We start from the raw sequence: 20,563 nt of genomic DNA, 5'->3' as shown, positions 1-20,563 counted from the left end.
ACGCTCTTGACGCCCACCAGCGGGCTCTGGATGCCTTCAGTGATCTCGGTGACGCCCACGGTCAAGCGACGGTGTGGATGAACCTCGGATACAGCCTTGGGGGGCTGCGGCGCTTCGAGGAAGCCCTCGACGCTCAGCAGCGAGCTCTGGCCGTCTTCAACGAGCTCGGTGACACCCACCGCCAAGCGACGGTGTGGATGAACCTCGGATACAGCCTCGACGACCTGCGGCGCTTCGAGGAAGCCCTCGATGCCTACCACCGGGCTCTGGATGCCTTCAGTGATCTCGGTGACGCCCACGGTCAAGCGACGGTGTGGATGAACCTCGGATACAGCCTTAGGGAGCTGCGGCGCTTCGAGGAAGCCCTCGACGCCCAGAAGCGCGCTCTGGACGCGTTCAAGGAGCTCGGCGACATCCACAGCCAAGCCATGGCGTGGACCAACATCGGTATGGCGCTGCGGGGCCTCGGCGAGTTCGGATCGGCGGAAGAAGCAGGGAAACGGTCGGCAGCGCTGTTCGAAGAGGTAGGAGACAGCTTCCGTCGAGGCAAGGCACTCGGTGAGTTGGCGCTGACCCTGTCACAGACAGGGCGCGGGGACGCTGAGGTGCAGCTGGTGCGGGAGACAGCAGCGGAGTTGCTGCGCGAGGTCGGTGCCGACGACGAAGCGGAGCGAGCGCCAGGAGGGATCACGGCGTAGCACTCCAGCCGACGTGTGGGCCCCAGAGCCTCCTTGCGGACAAAATGCAGGACAACGAGGTCCGAGAAGAACGAAGAAGGGCCCCACCTCGCGGTGGGGCCCTTCGACATCGTGCCCGGTGAGGCACTGGCGGAGGATACGAGATTCGAACTCGTGAGGGGTTGCCCCCAACACGCTTTCCAAGCGTGCGCCCTAGGCCTCTAGGCGAATCCTCCGCGGCAAACAATACAAGACGTTGAGGAGTGCTCGCGAACTCGTTCCCCGCCCCGCGGATCCTGTACTCTTTGCGGAGCCCCTCACGTGGCGCTATCTGACTGAACTCCCCCAGGGCCGGAAGGCAGCAAGGGTAGGTCGGCTCTGGCGGGTGCGTGGGGGGCGCTTGCGTTTCCGGGACGGTCGCCCGGACGGCCCTTGGAGCCGGCGGCCGGGCCGCCGGGGACCGGATGCCGCCGGGGCCGTGACCGGGATGTGCTCGGGCGGTCCTTGATGTCAGTGGGCGCCTATAACCTCGTAGACGTGTCGTCTCTCGCGCTGTACCGCCGCTATCGCCCGGAGTCGTTCGCCGAGGTCATCGGGCAGGAGCATGTCACCGACCCGTTGTCGCAGGCGCTGCGGAACAACCGGGTAAATCACGCGTACCTGTTCAGCGGTCCGCGCGGGTGCGGCAAGACGACCAGCGCGCGCATCCTGGCCCGTTGCCTGAACTGCGAGCAGGGCCCCACCCCGACCCCGTGCGGCCAGTGCCAGTCCTGCCAGGACCTGGCCCGCAGCGGCCGGGGATCCATCGACGTCATCGAGATCGACGCCGCTTCGCACGGTGGTGTGGACGACGCCCGTGACCTGCGCGAGAAGGCCTTCTTCGGGCCCGCGAGCAGTCGTTACAAGATCTACATCATCGACGAGGCCCACATGGTCACGTCGGCCGGCTTCAACGCCCTGCTGAAGGTCGTCGAGGAGCCCCCGGAGCACCTCAAGTTCATCTTCGCCACGACCGAGCCCGAGAAGGTCATCGGGACGATCCGGTCGCGGACCCACCACTACCCGTTCCGGCTGGTGCCGCCGGGCACGCTGCGCGAATACCTGGGCGAGGTCTGCACACAGGAGGGGATTCCCGTCGCTGACGGTGTCCTGCCCCTCGTCGTCCGGGCGGGCGCCGGGTCCGTGCGTGACTCCATGTCCGTGATGGACCAGCTCCTCGCGGGCGCCGCCGACGACGGTGTGACGTACGCCATGGCGACCTCGCTCCTCGGGTACACGGACGGCTCCCTGCTGGACGCCGTGGTCGAGGCGTTCGCGGCCGGGGACGGCGCCGCCGCCTTCGAGGTGGTGGACACCGTCATCGAGGGCGGCAACGACCCCCGGCGTTTCGTCGCGGACCTGCTGGAGCGGCTGCGGGACCTGGTGATCCTGGCGGCGGTCCCGGACGCGGTGGAGAAGGGGCTCATCGACGCCCCGGTCGACGTCGTGGAGCGCATGCAGGCGCAGGCCGCGGTCTTCGGCGCCGCCGAGCTGAGCCGAGCCGCCGACCTCGTCAACGAAGGACTGACGGAGATGCGCGGGGCCACCTCGCCGCGCCTCCAGCTCGAACTCATCTGCGCGCGCGTCCTGCTCCCCGCGGCCTACCGGGACGAGCGGTCCGTGATGGCCCGCCTCGACCGGATCGAGCGCGGGGTGAACTTCTCCGGCGGCGCGGCCGCCCCCGCCATGGGGTACGTGCCCGGACCCGAGGCGCACGGTCCGGCGCCGGTCCCGCAGGCCGGGCCCGCGGCTCCCTCGGTTCCTCCGGGGGGCGGCCTCGCGGCGGCCCGCGCGGCGGCCCGGGGAACGGGACAGGGCGCTCCGCAGGGAGCGGGGCACGGAGGCGTCGGGGACGGCACCGGCGCCCCGGGCGTGGCGCCCGCGGCGACGGCTCCCGCGACCCCTGCCGCTCCTCCCGCGCCCGCCGCGTCCTCCACCGCCCCGGCTCCCACCGGCGCGCCGGTGGCGGCTCCCTCCGCCCCCGAGCAGCCCGCGGCCCCGGCCGGCACACCCACGGGGGCCGCGCCCGGTGCCTGGCCCACCGCCACGGCGGCCGGCAGCGGCCGGCGGCCCGGCGGCTGGCCCACGACGGCTCCCGCGGGCGGCGGCCGCCCCGCGGCGCAGTCCGCTCCGGCGCCCGGCGCCGCACCCGTGGCCCCGGCCGCCGCCGCTCCGGGAGCACCCCAGGCCGCGGCTCCGGTCGCGGGTGGTCCCGACCCGCGCGTGCTGTGGCCGAACATCCTGGAGGCGGTGAAGAACCGCCGCCGGTTCACCTGGATCCTGCTCAGCCAGAACGCGCAGGTCACGGCCTTCGACGGCACGACTCTGCAGATCGGCTTCGTCAACGCCGGGGCGCGGGACAACTTCGCGAGCAGCGGCAGCGAGGACGTGCTGCGGCAGGCGCTCGCGGAACAGTTCAACGTGCAGTGGAAGGTCGAGGCCATCGTGGACGCCTCGGGCGGCTCGGCACCGCCGGCGGCCCCTGCGGGAGGCGGTTACGGCGGCGGAGGGGGCTACGGCAGCGGCGGCGCGGGAGGCTACGGCGGTGGCTCCGGCGCCGGCGGGTACGGCGGAACGGGCGGGTACGGCGGGGCTCCCGCCGGTCAGCGCCCCGCACCCCAGCAGCCGGCCGCCCCGGCCCCCGGGTCCACGGCCCCGCAGTCCGGTCCCTCCGGCGGCCGTCCCCAGGCCACGGCCATGTCCGCGCCCGCGCCGGCCCCGGCGTACGAGCCGCCGCCGGTCGCCCCCGAGGACGACATCCCGGAGGACGACGACCCCGACCTGGACGAGTCCGCCCTCTCGGGCCACGAACTGATCGTCCGCGAACTCGGCGCGACGGTGGTCGAGGAATTCACGAACGAATGACCCCCGGACCCCGGGTCGCTCCCGGGACCTCCCCGGCCAGGGGGCCGGAGCCTCTTCCTGGAGGATCGCACCAGCCCCGTACCCCCGTCGTCTCGGAAGCCCCTACAAGGGCGGGGGCCGGGGGCGGCTAGGCTGGGGCTGTGAAGGTCCTTGTCATCGGTGGTGGCGCCCGCGAACACGCCCTGTGCCGCTCCCTGTCCCTCGACCCCGACGTCACCGCCCTGCACTGTGCTCCCGGCAACGCCGGGATCGCGGAGGTGGCGGAGTCGCACGCGGTCGACGCCCTCGACGGCGCCGCCGTGGCCGCGCTGGCCACGGAGCTCGGCGCCGAGCTGGTGATCGTGGGCCCGGAGGCCCCGCTCGTCGCCGGTGTCGCCGACGCCGTGCGCGCCGCGGGCATCCCCTGCTTCGGCCCGTCGAAGGAGGCCGCGCAGCTCGAGGGCTCCAAGGCGTTCGCGAAGGACGTGATGGCGGGTGCCGGCGTCCCCACGGCACGCTCGTACGTCTGCGTGACGCCGGAGGAGGTCGAGGAGGCGCTCGACGCGTTCGGAGCCCCGTACGTCGTGAAGGACGACGGACTGGCGGCCGGCAAGGGCGTCGTCGTCACCGACGACCTCGAGACGGCTCGGGCGCACGCCAACGCCTGCGACCGCGTCGTCATCGAGGAGTTCCTCGACGGCCCCGAGGTCTCCCTCTTCGCGATCACCGACGGTACGACCGTCGTCCCGCTCCAGCCCGCCCAGGACTTCAAGCGCGCGCTGGACGGCGACGAGGGCCCGAACACCGGCGGCATGGGCGCGTACTCGCCGCTGCCGTGGGCGGACCCGAAGCTCGTCGAGGAGGTCATGCAGACCGTCCTCCAGCCGACCGTCGACGAACTGCGCCGCCGCGGCACCCCGTTCTCCGGGCTGCTGTACGCCGGTCTGGCGATCACCAGCCGTGGCGTGCGGGTGATCGAGTTCAACGCCCGCTTCGGCGACCCCGAGACCCAGGTGGTCCTCGCCCGGCTGTCGACCCCGCTCGCCGGTGTCCTGCTGGCGGCCGCGAACGGCACGCTGGCCGATCTGGAGCCCCTGCGCTGGAGCGAGGACGCGGCGGTCACCGTCGTCGTGGCCTCGCACAACTACCCGGACACCCCGCGTACCGGTGACCCGATCACCGGGCTCGACGAGGTGGCCGCGCAGGACGCCCCGCACGCGTACGTCCTGCACGCGGGCACCCGTCACGAGGGCGGCGCGGTCGTGAGCGCGGGCGGCCGTGTGCTGTCCGTCACAGCGATCGGATCCGGCCTCACCGAGGCCCGCGAGCGCGCCTACGCGGCCGTCGCCCGCATCGGCCTGGAGGGTTCGCAGCACCGCACGGACATCGCCGCCAAGGCGGCCGCCGAGGCGTAGCCCACGGTCCCCATAGCAGCACCGAGCCCCGGACTCCGTACGGAATCCGGGGCTTTGTCTTGGTGCGTCCGGGCCCCTCCACCTGCGGATTTCTGTACGGAACCGGAAGCCCGTCCGGGTTCCGCCGTCATCCACCTTTCCCCAGAGCCATTCCATCGGGTGACCGATGCCGTATCCGGCTGACGAGGGCCGGGGCCCCAACTATGGTGCGGCGAAAGCATTCCGGCACTTGGCCCACCGGCATTGCGATGTCGGTGGCGGGTGCCACAGTGGGGGAGTGACCAACGCCAGGGCATCCGTCCGCACCGGCAGCGACACGGCCGGTGCCAGGCGGACAAGAGGGGGTGACGTCCGGTCGTGACCGGTATGGGTGTGGAGGTGGGCGCGCAGGCAGCGCGCTCCCGGGCTCTCGCTGTGCTGCGCGTCCGCAGCCGGGCGCTGGCCGTCGCCCTGCTGCCCGCGGCCGTGGCCGTCGTGCTGCTCGTCGCCGGCGCCACCGGCCGCGTCACCGGCAGGCCCTGGGGAATCGTGGGCTGGACCGTGACGGTGTTCGCCGTCCTCGTCCTCCTCGCGGCCGCGGGCGTCGCGCTCGTCGTGTCCCGCGCCCGGCCCGCCATGAGCCCCACGGTTCCGATCTCCGAGGAGTCGGCCCCCGATCTCTACCGCATGGTCCGCGACCTGGCCGACCGGCTCGACGTCCCGGCCCCCTCGGCGATAGCGCTCACCCCGGACTGCGACAGTTGGCTGGAGGACCGCACCCACCGCGCGCACGGCCGTTCCTCGACCGGCGCGAAGGACGAACCGGACGGCCGGCGCGGAGGTCCGGCCGGAAGCGGCACGGTCGTCACCGCGCTGACGGACCGCGCCGCCCGGCTGACCGCCGCCCCCGTCCTCGTCATCGGCTCCCCGTTCCTGTGGTGGATGCGGGTCGGCGAGCTGCGCGCGGTCCTCGCCCCCGTCGTCGCCGGTACGGGCCCCTCGGCGCACCCGGACATAGCCGCGGCCCGCCGCTTCGTCCGAGGCCTGGACGCGGCCGTGGCGGTGGCCTCCGCGCCCGGCCGGGGCCCGCTGTCCCGGACGGTCCTGGCCGGCGTCGGCTGGGTCACCCGGCTGCTGCTGCGCGGCTGCCGGGGGCCCGCGGCCGAGATGGAGCGGGCCGTGGCGTCCGCGTCGGCCGAGCGGGCGCAGGCCGTGGACTACGGCGTGCGGATCGTCGCGCAGGAACAGGTGGGCCTCGCCTACGCGGGCTGGGACCGCCTGCTGACCCGCGTCGCGCTGCCCGCCTGGCGGATGGGCCGCTGGCCCTCCCGCCTGGACGTGGGGGTCGTCGCCGCCCTGACCGAGCTGTCCCGCCGCGACCGCCTCGCCGAGGGTTTCGCCTCCCGGCTCGGCGAGCGCCCCGCCTGCGACCTGCTCGAAGAGCCCGGCACGGTGGACGAGGCCGCCTCGCTGCTCGCCGCCCGCCTCTTCCACGGCGGTCCCGCCGAGGCCGGACCCGACTGGGCGCCGGTCGACTGGCAGGACTATCCGGACGAGGTCGTCGACCGCAAATGGCGCACGGACGCCGCCCGGCTGCACCGTGTCCTGGACGCGCTCGGCGTCCGCCACCCCGCCGACCCGGCGCTGCCCGAGGCGGACGGGCCCACCCTGGCCCGCGTCCTCGACCACCTGACCGCGCCCTCGGCGGCCGCGCCCGCCGAGGATCCGCACCGCGCGGCCGTCCTCGCCGAGCACCGGACCGAGGCGTACGGGGAGATGGGGATCGCCGAGAGCGACGACCACGACCTCGCCGTGGGGAACGAGCGGTCCGCCGCCCTCGCCGCCCGGCTCACCGCGGAACTGGCCCGCGAGGAGGCCTCGGCCCCGGCGGAGCCCCGGCCCGCCGGGAGCGCCGGACAGCGGGACAGCGACCACGACCTGTGGGACGACCGGATGCTGCCGCTGTTCCCCCTCCAGCCGCCCAGGACCGGCCGCGAGCTGCTGGCCGACCACGTCACGGCGATGGTCTGCTGCGCCGCGATGGACACCGCCGGGGCGGTTCCCGGCCTCGACTGGCTGGACGGCCCGTCCCTCCTCGTCGGCGGTGAACGGGCCGCCGACATCGGACCCCGTGTGCTCACCCTGATAGAGACCGGGGACCCCGTGCCCCTGCGGGACTGGCTCCGCCATCTCGGCGTCCGCCCGGAGAAGCCGGTCCGCCTGGTCTGACGGCGGTCCGTCCGGCGGCCGCCCCGCCGCAGCGGCCCGGCCCCTGCCCCACCGTTCGCAGGCGCCCCGGCCCAGGCGGAGCGACCCGTTCCACTCACGCCAATTCGCGACGAACGGTGACGGACTGCGCGCGTAATGTGATGTGCTGGGACCGATCGAGCACGGTGCAAGGGCTTGCCAGTACGACGGGGGCACGAGGGAGGGGTGCGGGCATGGGATCGGAGCAGATCCGCCGCTGGGAGTCGGGAGCACTCGCGCACGCCGTCACGGATCCCTTCGGCCTGGGACCCGTTCCCTGGCTCCGCGGCAGCGAGACCTATTTCGACGACACCGGCCACGTCGTCCCCTGGTACCTGGACACCGACGCGCCCCAGCCGCCCCAGCCCGCGGCCGGCGGCGGCTCCCGGATCCCGGCCCCGCGTTCCACCTCGCGCGCCCGCCCGCGCACGGGACCCGGAGGCCCCCGCTCCGCCGACGACGTCCACCGCCAGATCAAGGGCTTCACCAGCACGGGTGCCGCCGCCCCCGGCGAGTCCATCGACTTCCACGTGACGGTCGACCCGCCGCAGGAGTTCAGCGTCGACATCTACCGCATCGGCCACTACGGCGGTGACGGCGCCAGCAAGATCACCACGAGTCCCCGGCTCTCCGGGATCGTCCAGCCGCCGCCGCTGACGGCCGACCGCACGGTCTCCTGCCACCACTGGTGGCTGTCCTGGCGCCTTCAGATCCCGTCCTACTGGAGCGTCGGCGCCTACGTGGCCGTCCTGACCACCCACGACGGCTACCGCTCGCACGTCCCCTTCACCGTCCGCAACCACCAGACGGCCGACCTGCTCCTGCTGCTCCCGGACATCACCTGGCAGGCGTACAACCTGTATCCGGAGGACGGCCACACCGGTGCCAGCCTCTACCACGCGTGGGACGAGCACGGCCGCCTCCTCGGCGAGGCCGACGCCGCGACGACCGTCTCCTTCGACCGTCCGTACGCGGGCGCGGGCCTGCCCCTGCACGTCGGCCACGCCTACGACTTCATCCGCTGGGCCGAGCGCTACGGCTACGACCTCGCCTACGCCGACGCCCGCGATCTGCACGCCGGCCGCGTCGACCCCACCCGCTACCGAGGCCTGGTCTTCCCGGGCCACGACGAGTACTGGTCGCCGCAGATGCGCCGCACCACGGAACTCGCCCGCGAGCACGGCACCTCGCTCGTCTTCCTCTCCGCCAACACCATGTACTGGCAGGTGGAGCTGGGGCCGTCCCCGTCGGGCGTCGCCGACCGGCTGCTGACCTGCCGGAAGCGCCGGGGCCCCGGCAAGCCCGTCCTGTGGCGCGAGATCGACCGCCCCGAGCAGCAGCTCATCGGCATCCAGTACGCCGGGCGCGTCCCCGAGCCGCAGCCGCTGATCGTCCGCAACGCCGACCACTGGCTGTGGGAGGCGACCGGCGCCCACGACGGTGACGAGGTGGAGGGCATGGTCGCTGGTGAGGCGGACCGTTACTTCCCGCGCACCCCACTGCCCGAGCACCAGGACCGGATCCTGCTGGCGCACTCCCCGTACCCCGACAGCGAGGGCGTCCTGCGCCATCAGGAGACCTCGCTCTACCGCGCCCCGTCCGGCGCCCTGGTCTTCGCGTCCGGGACGTTCGCGTGGTCTCCGGCCCTCGACCGCCCCGGCCACGTGGACCCCCGTATCCAGCGGGCGACCGCCAATCTCCTCGACCGCATCTGCAAACACGACTGACGGAACCCGGCCGGCACCCGCGATCCACCCGCCTCCCGGGCGCCCGTGACGGCCCGCTCCGCGGGCGCCCGCCCCCGGCCGGAACGCCCCGTGTCCTCAGCCGCTCGCCCCATACGGGAGAATCGAGCGCATTGGACAGAACCACGGGGAGGAACCGTGTCCGGATTCGTCGAAAAGCCCGAGCCCCTTCAGGTGCCGGGTCTGGTACATCTGCACACCGGCAAGGTGCGCGACCTGTACCAGAACGAGGCGGGCGACCTCGTGATGGTCGCCAGCGACCGCATCTCCGCCTACGACTGGGTTCTCCCCACCGAGATCCCCGACAAGGGCCGCACGCTCACCCAGCTCTCCCTGTGGTGGTTCGACCAGCTCTCCGAACTGGCGCCCAACCACGTGCTGAGCACCGAACTCCCGCCGGGCGCCCCGGCCGACTGGGCCGGCCGCACCCTGATCTGCAAGTCCCTGCGGATGGCTCCGGTCGAGTGCGTCGCCCGCGGCTATCTGACCGGCTCGGGTCTCGTCGAGTACAACGACACCCGCACGGTCTGCGGTCTCGCGCTGCCCGAGGGGCTCGTCGACGGCTCGGAGCTCCCCGCGCCGATCTTCACCCCGGCCACCAAGGCCGCGGTCGGCGAGCACGACGAGAACGTCTCGTACGAGGAGGTCGTCCGTCAGGTCGGCGCCGACACCGCCGCCGAGCTGCGCCAGGCGACCCTCGCCGTGTACGGCCGTGCCCGGGACATCGCCCGCGACCGGGGCATCATCCTCGCGGACACCAAGTTCGAGTTCGGCTACGACGGCGAGACGCTCGTCCTGGCCGACGAGGTGCTGACCCCGGACTCCTCGCGCTTCTGGCCCGCCGACGTCTGGGAGCCGGGCCACGCGCAGCCGTCGTTCGACAAGCAGTACGTCCGCGACTGGCTGACCTCCGCCGAGTCGGGCTGGGACCGCAAGAGCGAGCAGCCGCCGCCCGCCCTGCCCGAACGGGTCGTGGAGGCCACCCGGGCCAAGTACATCGAGGCGTACGAGCGGCTGACGGGCGTCAGCTGGTCCTGATCGCGCGCGACGGGCCCGGCCGCGTGCCGGGCCCGTCGGCGCTCCGCGCGGGAGGACGTCACCGCACACGAAGAAGCCCCCGACCGGAGTCGGGGGCTTCTTTTCGGAGCGGACGACCAGGTTCGAACTGGCGACCTCAACCTTGGCAAGGTTGCGCTCTACCAACTGAGCTACGTCCGCATGCGCCGTGGCGCGAGAGCAACTATACCCAACCTCGCGCCCGTGCGAGACGCACTGCCGTGTGCCGGTTCTCCGCGCCCAGTTTGGACACGGCCGAGGAGAGATAGTTCCGCACCGTTCCCTGCGAGAGGGCGGCCCGCTCCGCGATCTCCGCCACGGGCGCGCCGTCGGCGGCGAATTCGAGCACCTCGGCCTCGCGCGCGGTCAGCGGCGAGTCCCCGGCGGAGATCGCGTCGGCCGCCAACTCCGGGTCCACATAACGGTTTCCCGCGTGCACGGTACGGATGATCTCCGCAAGCTGTCGCGCACTGACCGTCTTCGGCACGAACCCCCGCACACCCGCCGCGAGCGCCCGCTTCAGGTGTCCCGGCCGCCCGTGGCTCGTCACGATCAGCACCTGGCAGGAGGGCAGTTCGGCCCGCAGCGATGTGGCCACGCTCACACCGTCCGCCCCCGGCATCTGAAGATCCAGGACGGCGACGTCGGGTGCGTGCGCCCGCGCCATGGCCAGGGCCTCGGGTCCGGTCGCGGCCTCCGCCACCACGACCAGGTCGTCCTCCAGCCCGAGCAGCGCGGCCAGCGCTCCCCGGATCAGATGCTCGTCGTCGGCGAGCAGCAGCCGTACGGGAGTGTCGGACACCGGCGTGCCGGCCGACGGGAATGTCATGGGGTGCCCTCTCTCACCTGCTGCGGAACGTGCGGACCCGCCGAATCCCCGGGCGTCCCGCCACGCGAGGGAGCCGAGTTGCCCGGGGTGTCTGTGCGTGTGCCCGGGACCGGGTCGCCGGGAGTCGCGTGCGTCTCCGGGGCGGGGGCGTCGAACGTCGTGTGCGCGTCCGGGACCTGGTCGCCCGGAGGGGTCGTGCGGGTCTCCGGGGACGGGTGCAGGGGGACCTCCGCCGTCAGGCGGAAGACTCCGGCGCTCGCGGCGGTCAGCAGGGCCCCGTCCACCTTCTCCAGCCGCTCCCGGAGTCCCACGAGCCCGCTGCCTCTGCCCGGACCGGGGACGGGTCCGGGATCCCCCGGCACCCCGTCGTTCTCGACGGTGAGCGTCACCCGCTCCCGTGTCACCCGCAGGGACAGCGCGCACGTCCTGGCGTTCCCGTGCCGCAGCACGTTGGTCGTCGCCTCCCGTACGACCCAGCCGAGCGCCGACTGGACCTGCGCCGGCAGCCCCGCGGCCGTGCCGGTGACCGAGCAGTCGATGCCCGCGGCGGTCAACACGCCCTGGGATCCGGCGAGTTCGGTGGCCAGGTCGGCCTCGCGATAGCCCCGTACGACCTCGCGCACCTCTCGTTGGGACTCCCGCGCGATCCGCTGCACCTCGGTCATCTGGTCCACGGCCTCGGACCGCCCGCGCCGGGCGAGCTGGACGGCGAGTTCGCTCTTGAGGGCGATCACCGCGAGGTTGCGGCCCATCACGTCGTGCAGATCGCGGCCGAAGCGCAGCCGTTCCTCGGCGACGGCGAGCCGGGCCCGGGTCTCGCGGGCCGCGTCGAGCTCGTAGACGGCGGTGAGGAGCCAGACGGAGAAGGCCGCGGTGAACGTCAGGAGGCCGGCGGTCACCAGCACCAGGACGGCGGTGATCAGCGCGGCGGGGGCCGCGAACCCGAGGGGCAGGGAGAGCACCCCGGCGCCCGCGGCCGCGCCGAGCACGACGTACGTCATCCGGCGCCGGTCACGGGTCCCGAGCGCGACCGTGCCGGTGCCGAACGCGGTGACGCCGACGAGCAGCGAGGAGGCGACCAGGAACGCGTCGTCGTTCGCCGGGCGCCAGGGGGTACCCGCGAGGACGCTCCCCGCGACGGCCGTCACGCAGGTGTACGCGGCCAGGGCCGGCAGCGCCCACCGGGGCCGTTCCCGGGTGCCGCGGGTCCAGTCCAGCGCCCGCGAGGCGGTCACCGCGCAGAACACCGCGTGCCCGCAGACCATCAGGAACACCGCCCAGGACCGGGCCGTCGGCATGGTCCCGAAGACGGGCAGCCCGATCGAGGCGGCTTCGAGGACCGAGAAGAAGTGGAACGACCACCGGGTGTACGTCTCGACCTTCGCCGGTGTGCTCTTGCCCCGCCACCAGCCGGACGGCCTGCCCATGCCCACCCCCGTGTCCGTGGTCACCGCCGCGGTTCCCAGCGGAACCACCGGCGTACAGCAAACACCGCGATCACCGTCCAGGCCACCGCCGTGACGAGGGCGCCGACGGTGTCGTGGGCGGAGAGGTCTCCGGTCCAGCCGCCGCGGAGCAGCGTGATCACCGGGGTGAGCGGCAGCAGTTCGCAGAACGGGGCCATGCCGTCCGGCAGCAGTTCGAGGGGGATGAAGGTCCCGGAGCCGAGCAGCGACACCACGGTCAGCGGGCTGGCCGCGATCTGGGCGCCCTCGACGCTCTTGCTGAGGCTCGCGGTGACCGCCGCGAGCGCCGGCCAGGTGACGAACGCCGACAGCAGCCCCAGCAGGACGAGTTCGGGTCGCTCGGGCATCCCGATCCCGAGGGTCGCACGGCAGGCGACGGTCAGGATCAGGCACTGGGTGAGGCCGATCGCCACCGAGGGCAGCGCGGCGCCCGCGAGGATCTCCAGGTCCCGCAGTTCCCCGGTGCGCAGCCGCTTGAGCACGAGTTCCTCCCGGCGCGCCGCGTACACGCTCACCAGGGACCCGTAGACGGCGAAGAGGAGCACGAAGCCGATGGAGGAGGGGAGCAGGACCGAGCCGACGGTGAGTCCGGTGCCCTTCAGGTGCATCGACCCGAGGTTCGAGCGGAGCATGAGCGGCATGACCATCGGGACCAGCACCGCGGTGGCCAGGGTCGCCCTGCTGCGGCCCAGCAGCGTGAGTTCGGCGCGCGCCAGCGCTCTCGTCCGCCCGGCGGCCGTGGTCCTGGCCTGCCCGGCGCCGGGACCGGCGCCGGTGGTGACCGTTGTTCCGCTCATGCCGCGGCTCCCCTCGTGTGCGCGTCCCGCGGGTTCGTGTTCCGCGGGTTCGCGTCCGTCGTGCTCGCGTCCCGAGGGCCCGCGGTGTTTCCCGGTCCGTCCACGCCGTGTGCCGCCGCCTCCCGCGAGATCCGCAGGAACGCCTCCTCCAGTGAGGCCGAGCGCACGTCGAGCCCCCGCAGTTCGACCCGCGCCCGCTCGGCCCAGACCAGCAGGGCGGTGGCCGTCCGCTGGAGTTCGCCGGTGCGCAGCCGGATCGTCCGGCCCGTCGTCTCGTGGCCGCTCACCCCGAGTTCCGGCAGGGGCGGCAGGTCGCCCGGGTGGTAGCCGTCGGGCAGTTCGAAGGAGACGTGCGAGGGCTGGGAGGCGGTCACCTCGGCCGGGGTGCCGAGGGCCGCGACGCGTCCTTCGTGCAGGATCGCCAGCCGGTCGGCGAGCGTCTCCGCCTCTTCCAGGTAGTGGGTGGTCAGCAGGACGGTGGTCCCGCCGTCGCGCAGTTCCCGGACCAACTCCCAGGTGGCGCGGCGGCCTTCCACGTCGAGGCCGGTGGTGGGTTCGTCGAGGAAGAGGACCTCGGGGTCGCCGAGGAGGGCGAGCGCCAGGTCCAGGCGCCGCTTCTCGCCGCCGGACAACTGCTTCACGCGGACCGTGGAGCGGTGCCCGAGGCCGACCCGGTCCAGGACCTGTCCGGCCGCCCGCGCCCCGCTGGTGCAGGCCGCCCACATCCGGGTGGTCTCGGCGACCGTCAGCTCGGACGGGAAGCCGCCTTCCTGGAGCATCACGCCGATCCGGGGCCGCAGGGCGGCGCGTTCCGCGTGGGGATCGTGCCCGAGGACCCGGACGGTCCCGCCGGCCGGGGGAGCCAGGCCCTCGATCAGTTCGACGGTGGAGGTCTTGCCCGCGCCGTTGGTGCCGAGGAGCGCGAAGATCTCACCGCGGCGCACGGAGAAGGTGACTCCGCGCACCGCCTCGAAATCCGTTCCGCCGCCCCCGTACACGCGCCGCAGATCAGTGACCACGATCACGTCGTCGTGCTCGTTCGTGTTCATGGGATCAGCGTCGGCGCGGACGGGTCCCGGCGGCAGTGCGCGGTGTCATCACTCGGCATGACAAATGTCAGACGGCTTCCGCCACGCGCGAGCGGGACATCGGCGCGGGCGGGGACGGACGGGGATATGAGAAAGGCCCCGGTCTACTGACCGGGGCCTTTCTCGCTGAGCGGACGACGAGGCTCGAACTCGCGACCTCAACCTTGGCAAGGTTGCGCTCTACCAACTGAGCTACGTCCGCATTGCCTCCGACCGGCTTCCACCGATCGGCGCGAGCACCACCCTACCTGATCGACTACATCGACCGGTAAGAAGTGCGGAGCGGGTGACAGGAATTGCACACTGCGCCTTCCCCCTGGAAGGGGGATGTTCTACTACTGAACTACACCCGCACGACCTTCGGGGTTCCGGCTTTTCGGCGGTGCCCCTCGGCGTGTTCCAGACTCTAGCTGATCGGGCGGGGGTCAGCGCAAGTCGGTTCTCCCGGGGGCCGGCGGCGAGCTGCGGCGGGCCCCCGGAGGGCGCGCGGACCGGTCCGGACCGGGTGCCGGTTCAGTGGGCCTCGGCGAACGCCTCGTAGACCTTCTTGGGGATCCGGCCGCGCGGCGGGACGTCCATCTTGTTGGAGCGCGCCCAGGCGCGGACCGCCGCGGGGTCGGGCGTCAGCGCGGTGTGCGTGTACGCCTTCCCGGACTTCGACCGCTTGCGGCCGGCCTCGACGTACGGCTCGAGGGCCTTGCGCAGTTCCTCGGCGTTGACTTGATTGAGGTCGATCTCGTACGACTTGCCGTCGAGTCCGAAGGCGATCGTTTCCGCCGCTTCGGAGCCGTCGATGTCGTCAAAGAGAGTGACCACGACACGCTGCGCCACGAATATCGGTCCCTTCGTGCGACACCTTCGCGATCAACGGTCATGACGTGCGCGGACGTCACGGAGTTGTCGGGGAGATGTCGACTGTCCGGCTGTTATCGAGCAAAGTATCGGCTATTGCCAATTCATTTGTACAGTGCCCGGCATTGCATTGTGAAGCCCGACTAAAACCTTCCGCGTGTCCGGTGGCAATGGCCCCCTGCCGTTCTTCTGCGGTTTTTCCCAGGATTTTCCGTGCATGCCCCCGTGCCGATGCGTGATCGTGATCGGGGTCACGTAGGATTCTACGAATCTACGCGAGTAGAAATTTTGTACGGGTAGTCTGAAGGGACCTGCTCAGCACCACACACCGGGAGTGCCAGTGGCACGCGTCGTAGTCGACGTCATGCTCAAGCCGGAGATCCTCGACCCCCAGGGCCAGGCGGTGCAGCGTGCACTGCCGCGCCTCGGTTTCGAAGGTGTCTCCGACGTCCGTCAGGGAAAGCGATTCGAACTGGAAGTGGACGGACCGGTGGACGACGCCGCGCTCGCCCGCATCCACGAACTGGCGGAATCCTTCCTCGCCAACACCGTGATCGAGGACTTCACCGTCAAGGTCGAGGAAGTCGCGGAGGCCGGAAAGTGACCGCTCGTATTGGAGTCGTCACCTTTCCGGGCAGCCTGGACGACCGCGACACCCAGCGCGCGATCCGGCTCGCGGGCGCGGAACCCGTAGCCCTCTGGCACAAGGACAAGGACCTCAAGCAGGTCGACGCCGTTGTGCTGCCCGGCGGATTCTCGTACGGCGACTATCTGCGGGCGGGCGCCATCTCGCGCTTCTCGCCGGTGATGGAGACCGTCATCGAGCAGGCGAAGTCCGGAATGCCGGTTCTCGGCATCTGCAACGGCTTCCAGGTCCTCACCGAGGCGCACCTGCTGCCCGGCGCGATGCTCGGCAACAACCACCTCCACTTCATCTGCCGCGACCAGAAACTGCGGGTGGAGAACGCGGGGACCGCCTGGACCGCCGACTACACGGCCGGCCAGGAGATCCACATCCCGCTGAAGAACATGGACGGGCGGTACGTCGCCGACGAGCACACGCTCGACATGCTGGAGGCGGAGGGCCGGGTCGCTTTCCGCTACCTGGACGTCAACCCGAACGGCTCGCTGCGGGACATCGCCGGCATCACGAACGAGGCCGGGAACGTGGTCGGTCTCATGCCGCACCCCGAGCACGCCGTCGAGCCCCTGGTCGGGTCCGGCCGCACGGACGGACTCCCCTTCTTCACCTCGATCCTCAAGAAGCTGGTCAACGCATGAGCCGGACGCCTCTGGACACGGTCGAACACGCGGCCGCGACCCCCGACGTCGAGCTGCCCTGGGCCGAACTCGGCCTGAAGAAGGACGAGTACGAGCGGGTCGTCGAGATCCTCGGCCGCCGGCCCACCGGCGCCGAGCTCGCCATGTACTCCGTCATGTGGTCCGAGCACTGCTCGTACAAGTCCTCGAAGGTCCACCTCCGCCAGTTCGGCGAGAAGGCCCCGCAGTCGGACGCCCTACTCGTCGGCATCGGCGAGAACGCCGGTGTCGTCGACGTCGGCCAGGGCTACGCGGTCACCTTCAAGGTCGAGTCGCACAACCACCCGTCGTACGTCGAGCCCTACCAGGGCGCGGCCACCGGCGTCGGCGGCATCGTGCGCGACATCATCGCCATGGGCGCCCGCCCGGTCGCGGTCGTGGACCCGCTGCGCTTCGGCGCGGCCGACCACCCCGACACCAAGCGCGTCCTCCCGGGCGTCGTCGCGGGCATCGGCGGCTACGGCAACTGCCTGGGCCTGCCGAACATCGGCGGCGAGGTCGTCTTCGACGCCTGCTACCAGGGCAACCCGCTGGTCAACGCCGGTGCCATCGGTGTCATGCGGCACGAGGACATCCACCTCGCGAAGGCGTCCGGCACCGGCAACAAGGTCATCCTGTACGGGGCCCGCACGGGCGGCGACGGCATCGGCGGCGCGTCGATCCTCGCCTCGGAGACCTTCGACGACGCCAAGCCGTCGAAGCGTCCGGCCGTCCAGGTCGGCGACCCCTTCCAGGAGAAGCTCCTCATCGAGTGCACCCTGGAGGCCTTCGCCGAGAAGCTGGTCGTCGGCATCCAGGACCTCGGCGCGGCCGGTCTGTCCTGCGCCACCAGCGAGCTCGCGTCCAACGGCTCCGGCGGTATGCGGGTCACCCTGGACGACGTACCGCTGCGCGACTCCACGCTCTCGCCCGAGGAGATCCTCATGAGCGAGTCGCAGGAACGCATGTGCGCGGTCGTGGAGCCGGAGAAGGTCGACCGCTTCCTGGAGATCTGCGACAAGTGGGACGTCATCGCCACCGTCATCGGTGAGGTCACCGACGGCGACCGGCTGGAGATCTTCTGGCACGGCGGCAAGATCGTCGACGTCGACCCGCGCACGGTCGCGCACGACGGCCCGGTCTACGAGCGCCCCTACGCCCGCCCGTCGTGGCAGGACGCGCTCCAGGCGGACGACGCGAACAAGCTGCCCCGCCCGGCGACCGGCGACGAGCTGAAGGACCAGGTCCTCAAGCTGGTCTCCTCGCCGAACCAGGCCTCCAAGTCCTGGATCACCTCCCAGTACGACCACTTCGTGCAGGGCAACACGGTGCTGGCGCAGCCCGAGGACTCGGGCATGATCCGCATCGACGAGGAGTCCGGACTCGGCGTCGCCATCGCCACCGACGGCAACGGCCGCTACGCCAAGCTCGACCCGTACACGGGCGCGCAGCTCGCCCTCGCCGAGGCCTACCGCAACGTCGCGACGACCGGTGCCAAGCCGCTCGCCGTGTCCGACTGCCTGAACTTCGGCTCGCCCGAGGACCCGGCCGTCATGTGGCAGTTCGCCGAGGCGATCCGCGGTCTGGCCGACGCCTGCCAGCAGCTCGGCACCCCGGTGACCGGCGGCAACGTCTCGCTGTACAACCAGACCGGCGACGTCGCCATCCACCCGACCCCGGTCGTGGCCGTGCTGGGCGTCATCGACGACGTCGCCCGCCGCACCCCGGTCGCCTTCCAGGAGGAGGGCCAGCTCCTCTACCTGCTCGGCGACACCCACGAGGAGTTCGGCGGTTCGGCCTGGTCGCAGGTCGTCCACGACCACCTCGGCGGTCTGCCCCCGAAGGTCGACCTGGAGCGCGAGCGGCTGCTGGCCGAGATCCTCATCTCGGCCTCCCGCGACGGCATGATCGACTCCGCGCACGACCTGTCCGACGGCGGTCTGGTCCAGGCGGTCGTCGAGTCGGCGCTGCAGGGCGGCAAGGGCGCGCGGCTGGTCGTGCCCGACGGTCTCGACGCGTTCACCTTCCTGTTCTCGGAGTCGGCGGGCCGCGCGGTCGTCGCCGTCCCGCGTTCGGAGGAGCTCCGCTTCAACGACATGTGCGGTGCCCGGGGTCTGCCCGTCACCCGCATCGGTGTCGTCGACGGTGACGCGGTGGACGTCCAGGGCGAGTTCGCGCTCTCGCTGGACGAGCTGCGCACCGCCCACGAGGGCACCATCCCGGCGCTGCTGGCGTAACCCGCCCGCTCGTGTGAAGGCCCCGCCCGTTCCGACGGGCGGGGCCTTCGTCATGCCGGAACCGGCTCGCTCTCCCGGGGCGGGGCCGGGGAGCCCTTCGCCCCGCCGGCCCCGGACAGCCGCAGCGCGAGCACAGCGGCCACGGCCATCAGCGCCGCTCCCTCCGCGACCCTCGCCCGCCCCGTGCGCGAGCGGCGGCCCGGCGACCTAGTCCGCGCGGTGCGCGAACGGCGGCCCGGCGACTCCGCGGTGGACGCCGTGCGCCGGCAGTTCCTGGAACGGGTGGACAGCCGCGCCCCCTCGGCCGGCGTGAGTAGGCTCCCCGTATGACCTCGTCCCGGAAGCGTGCGCGCACCTATGACCCGGCCAAGATCCGTGCGGCGCTGCTCGCCCAGTTCGGGCACGTGCGCGAGGGTGTACGCGCCCTGGACGAGGAGCGGTTGGCGCGGCCTGCCGGGCTCGGGGACTGGACCGTACGGGAGTTGGCCGCGCACATCACGATGTCTCTCGACGTCGTGAGCCGCCAGCTCGGCCTGCCCGAGCCCCCCGCGAAGGAACTGGCCCTGCTGGACTGGCCGTTCGGGACGGCCGCCCGTGCCGGAGCCATCGCCGACGGCACTCGCGCGCTCGCCGCCGCCCACCCCGACCTCGACGCGCTCTACGCCGCCGTCGAGGCCCGTGCCACCGAGGACCTGGCCACGGCCCCCGGCGACCGGCTGCTCGGCGTGCCCGCCGGGGCGATGACCCTCGCCGACTTCCTCGTCACCCGTACCGTCGAACTCGTCGTCCACACCGACGACCTGAACCGCGCCGCCGGTACGGACGTCCCGTTCGACCGCCAGGCCCTCGCCGCCTGCACCCGGCTGCTCGCCGACGCCCTCGCGGTGAAGGCGCCCGGCGCGTCGACCGAGGTCAGGATCCCGCCGTACGCCGTCGTGCAGTGCGTGGAAGGGCCCCGGCACACCCGCGGCACCCCGCCGAACGTCGTCGAGACCGACCCGCTGACCTGGATCCGGCTCGCCACGGGACGCGCGGAGTGGAAGGCGGCGCTGGACGAGGCGAAGGTCAGCGCGAGCGGCGAGCGCGCCGACCTCGGCGGCCTGCTCCCGCTGATGGGCTAGCCCGCCCGGAGGGAACCGGTCGCGTGACCCTCCCGTCCCATCGGCATGGACAAGCAGCGAATGACCCTCGGTGTCCTGGCCCTGCTGCCCCTCGCCGCCGCGTGCGGCGGCACCCAGGCGGGGAACGGCTCCGCCCGGACGGAGACCGCGCCGCTGACCGGCGTCCACTGGAGCGTCGACAGCCTCACCGCGGACGGGAGGACCACGCGGGCGCCCTCGGGGGCGTACCTGCGGATCGGCGGCGACGGTCGCGCCGGCGGCAACCTCGGCTGCAACGGCTTCGGCTCGAAGGTCACCTTCACCGGAGACCGGGTCGACTTCGGCGAGCTCCGCACGACCGACATGGCCTGCGCGAAGGGCCCGATGGACTTCGAGCGGAGTCTGAGCCGTGCCATCGCGGACCGGGGACCGCTCACGGCGAAGGCCCACGACGGCCGGCTGACGCTCACCGCCGACAACGGCGACCGGATCGGCCTCACCCGGGAGAAGGACGCCCCGCTGCGGGGGACGACGTGGACGATCACGGCACTGGGTGACGGCGACGTCTCCCGGCCGCTCCCGAAGGGGGCGAAGGCGTACTTCGTCCTGCGTGAGGACGGCACCTTCGAAGGCCGTCTCGGCTGCAACCACGCGTCCGGCCGGGCCACCGTCGGCGACGGACATATCACCCTCGGCCGGGCCCGGACGACCCGCATGATGTGCCAAGACTCACTCATGCGGACCGAGAACACGCTCCTGGGGGTGTTCGACGGCACGGTCGCCTACACGTTGGATCATCGAAGCATCGCGCTGACCAGCAAAAACGGCACGGTCGTCAGTGCGGTGGCCGACGAGTGATCCACTCGGGGCCCGTATCCCCAATTCGGACCAGT

General features: G+C 72.3%; 16 protein-coding genes, 4 tRNA genes and 1 other RNA gene. 12 read left to right on the top strand and 9 right to left on the bottom strand.

All coding sequences use genetic code 11. The features are described from left to right. Positions 1 to 698 (top strand): tetratricopeptide repeat protein (locus tag ACFRIC_RS11385; RefSeq protein WP_382782918.1); only part of this gene is annotated, 698 nt, incomplete at its 5' end. A 127-nt stretch (positions 699 to 825) separates the two neighbouring features. Here the strand turns inward: ACFRIC_RS11385 and ACFRIC_RS11380 are convergent. Next, positions 826 to 913, bottom strand: a tRNA-Ser gene (locus tag ACFRIC_RS11380). Positions 914 to 985: 72 nt separating this feature from the next. Between ACFRIC_RS11380 and ffs the strand changes: the two genes are divergently transcribed. From ffs to ACFRIC_RS11350, 6 genes are all read left to right on the top strand, one after another. After that, an RNA gene (gene ffs, locus ACFRIC_RS11375) (signal recognition particle sRNA small type) lies at positions 986 to 1,084 on the top strand. A gap of 130 nt (positions 1,085 to 1,214) precedes the next feature. Then, positions 1,215 to 3,581 carry a DNA polymerase III subunit gamma and tau gene (locus ACFRIC_RS11370; protein ID WP_382782916.1) on the top strand — a complete coding sequence of 789 codons (2,367 nt, stop codon included), beginning with the start codon at positions 1,215 to 1,217 and terminating at the stop codon, positions 3,579 to 3,581. A 140-nt stretch (positions 3,582 to 3,721) separates the two neighbouring features. Beyond that, positions 3,722 to 4,975: a phosphoribosylamine--glycine ligase gene (gene purD, locus ACFRIC_RS11365; protein WP_382782913.1), complete on the top strand. Its 1,254-nt coding sequence runs from the start codon at positions 3,722 to 3,724 to the stop codon at positions 4,973 to 4,975. 366 nt (positions 4,976 to 5,341) lie between these two features. Further along, positions 5,342 to 7,183 (top strand): hypothetical protein, encoded by a 1,842-nt coding sequence (locus ACFRIC_RS11360; RefSeq protein WP_382784219.1) that lies wholly within the window; start codon positions 5,342 to 5,344, stop codon positions 7,181 to 7,183. A gap of 212 nt (positions 7,184 to 7,395) precedes the next feature. Continuing rightward, the gene (locus ACFRIC_RS11355) at positions 7,396 to 8,928 is read left to right on the top strand and encodes a N,N-dimethylformamidase beta subunit family domain-containing protein (protein WP_382782910.1); all 1,533 of its coding nucleotides are present in this window, start codon (positions 7,396 to 7,398) and stop codon (positions 8,926 to 8,928) included. 156 nt (positions 8,929 to 9,084) lie between these two features. After that, entirely contained in the window at positions 9,085 to 9,984 is a 900-nt protein-coding gene (locus tag ACFRIC_RS11350; protein ID WP_382782908.1) for a phosphoribosylaminoimidazolesuccinocarboxamide synthase, read from the top strand. Between the two features lie 107 nt (positions 9,985 to 10,091). Here the strand turns inward: ACFRIC_RS11350 and ACFRIC_RS11345 are convergent. From ACFRIC_RS11345 to ACFRIC_RS11310, 8 genes are all read right to left on the bottom strand, one after another. Then, a tRNA-Gly gene (locus tag ACFRIC_RS11345) sits at positions 10,092 to 10,164 on the bottom strand. A 22-nt stretch (positions 10,165 to 10,186) separates the two neighbouring features. Continuing rightward, positions 10,187 to 10,831, bottom strand: coding sequence for a response regulator transcription factor (locus ACFRIC_RS11340; protein ID WP_382782906.1), 645 nt, complete (start codon positions 10,829 to 10,831; stop codon positions 10,187 to 10,189). Then, positions 10,828 to 12,258, bottom strand: a complete 1,431-nt coding sequence (locus tag ACFRIC_RS11335) for a histidine kinase (protein WP_382784216.1) — start codon at positions 12,256 to 12,258, stop codon at positions 10,828 to 10,830. Before ACFRIC_RS11335 ends, ACFRIC_RS11340 begins: the two co-directional genes overlap by 4 nt. A gap of 20 nt (positions 12,259 to 12,278) precedes the next feature. After that, entirely contained in the window at positions 12,279 to 13,094 is an 816-nt protein-coding gene (locus tag ACFRIC_RS11330; protein WP_382782902.1) for an ABC transporter permease, read from the bottom strand. Next, positions 13,091 to 14,143, bottom strand: coding sequence for an ABC transporter ATP-binding protein (locus ACFRIC_RS11325; RefSeq protein WP_382782899.1), 1,053 nt, complete (start codon positions 14,141 to 14,143; stop codon positions 13,091 to 13,093). The genes ACFRIC_RS11330 and ACFRIC_RS11325 overlap by 4 nt, the downstream gene beginning before the upstream one ends. A 168-nt stretch (positions 14,144 to 14,311) precedes the next feature. Further along, positions 14,312 to 14,384: transfer RNA gene (locus ACFRIC_RS11320), tRNA-Gly, on the bottom strand. A gap of 79 nt (positions 14,385 to 14,463) precedes the next feature. After that, positions 14,464 to 14,535, bottom strand: a tRNA-Gly gene (locus ACFRIC_RS11315). A 160-nt stretch (positions 14,536 to 14,695) separates the two neighbouring features. Further along, positions 14,696 to 15,013: an Lsr2 family protein gene (locus ACFRIC_RS11310; RefSeq protein WP_382782897.1), complete on the bottom strand. Its 318-nt coding sequence runs from the start codon at positions 15,011 to 15,013 to the stop codon at positions 14,696 to 14,698. A 361-nt stretch (positions 15,014 to 15,374) separates the two neighbouring features. Between ACFRIC_RS11310 and purS the strand changes: the two genes are divergently transcribed. The 5 genes from purS (at position 15,375) to ACFRIC_RS11285 (ending at position 20,528) form a co-directional block, all read left to right on the top strand. After that, positions 15,375 to 15,638: a phosphoribosylformylglycinamidine synthase subunit PurS gene (gene purS, locus ACFRIC_RS11305; RefSeq protein ID WP_005482678.1), complete on the top strand. Its 264-nt coding sequence runs from the start codon at positions 15,375 to 15,377 to the stop codon at positions 15,636 to 15,638. Continuing rightward, on the top strand, positions 15,635 to 16,315 hold the full coding sequence (gene purQ / locus ACFRIC_RS11300; RefSeq protein ID WP_382782894.1) for a phosphoribosylformylglycinamidine synthase subunit PurQ: 681 nt from the start codon (positions 15,635 to 15,637) through the stop codon (positions 16,313 to 16,315). Before purS ends, purQ begins: the two co-directional genes overlap by 4 nt. Further along, a complete protein-coding gene (gene purL / locus ACFRIC_RS11295) occupies positions 16,312 to 18,570 on the top strand; it encodes a phosphoribosylformylglycinamidine synthase subunit PurL (RefSeq protein ID WP_382782892.1) in 2,259 nt (752 codons plus the stop codon). The genes purQ and purL overlap by 4 nt, the downstream gene beginning before the upstream one ends. A gap of 326 nt (positions 18,571 to 18,896) precedes the next feature. After that, on the top strand, positions 18,897 to 19,691 hold the full coding sequence (locus ACFRIC_RS11290) for a sterol carrier family protein (protein WP_382782889.1): 795 nt from the start codon (positions 18,897 to 18,899) through the stop codon (positions 19,689 to 19,691). A gap of 45 nt (positions 19,692 to 19,736) precedes the next feature. Continuing rightward, a complete protein-coding gene (locus ACFRIC_RS11285; protein ID WP_382782886.1) occupies positions 19,737 to 20,528 on the top strand; it encodes an META domain-containing protein in 792 nt (263 codons plus the stop codon). The last annotated feature ends 35 nt before the right edge of the window (positions 20,529 to 20,563 follow it).

Origin of the sequence: Streptomyces sp. NPDC056738 (assembly GCF_042790435.1) — a bacterium.
Lineage (GTDB): Bacteria > Actinomycetota > Actinomycetes > Streptomycetales > Streptomycetaceae > Streptomyces.
This window is presented reverse-complemented; position numbering and strand designations above follow the sequence as displayed.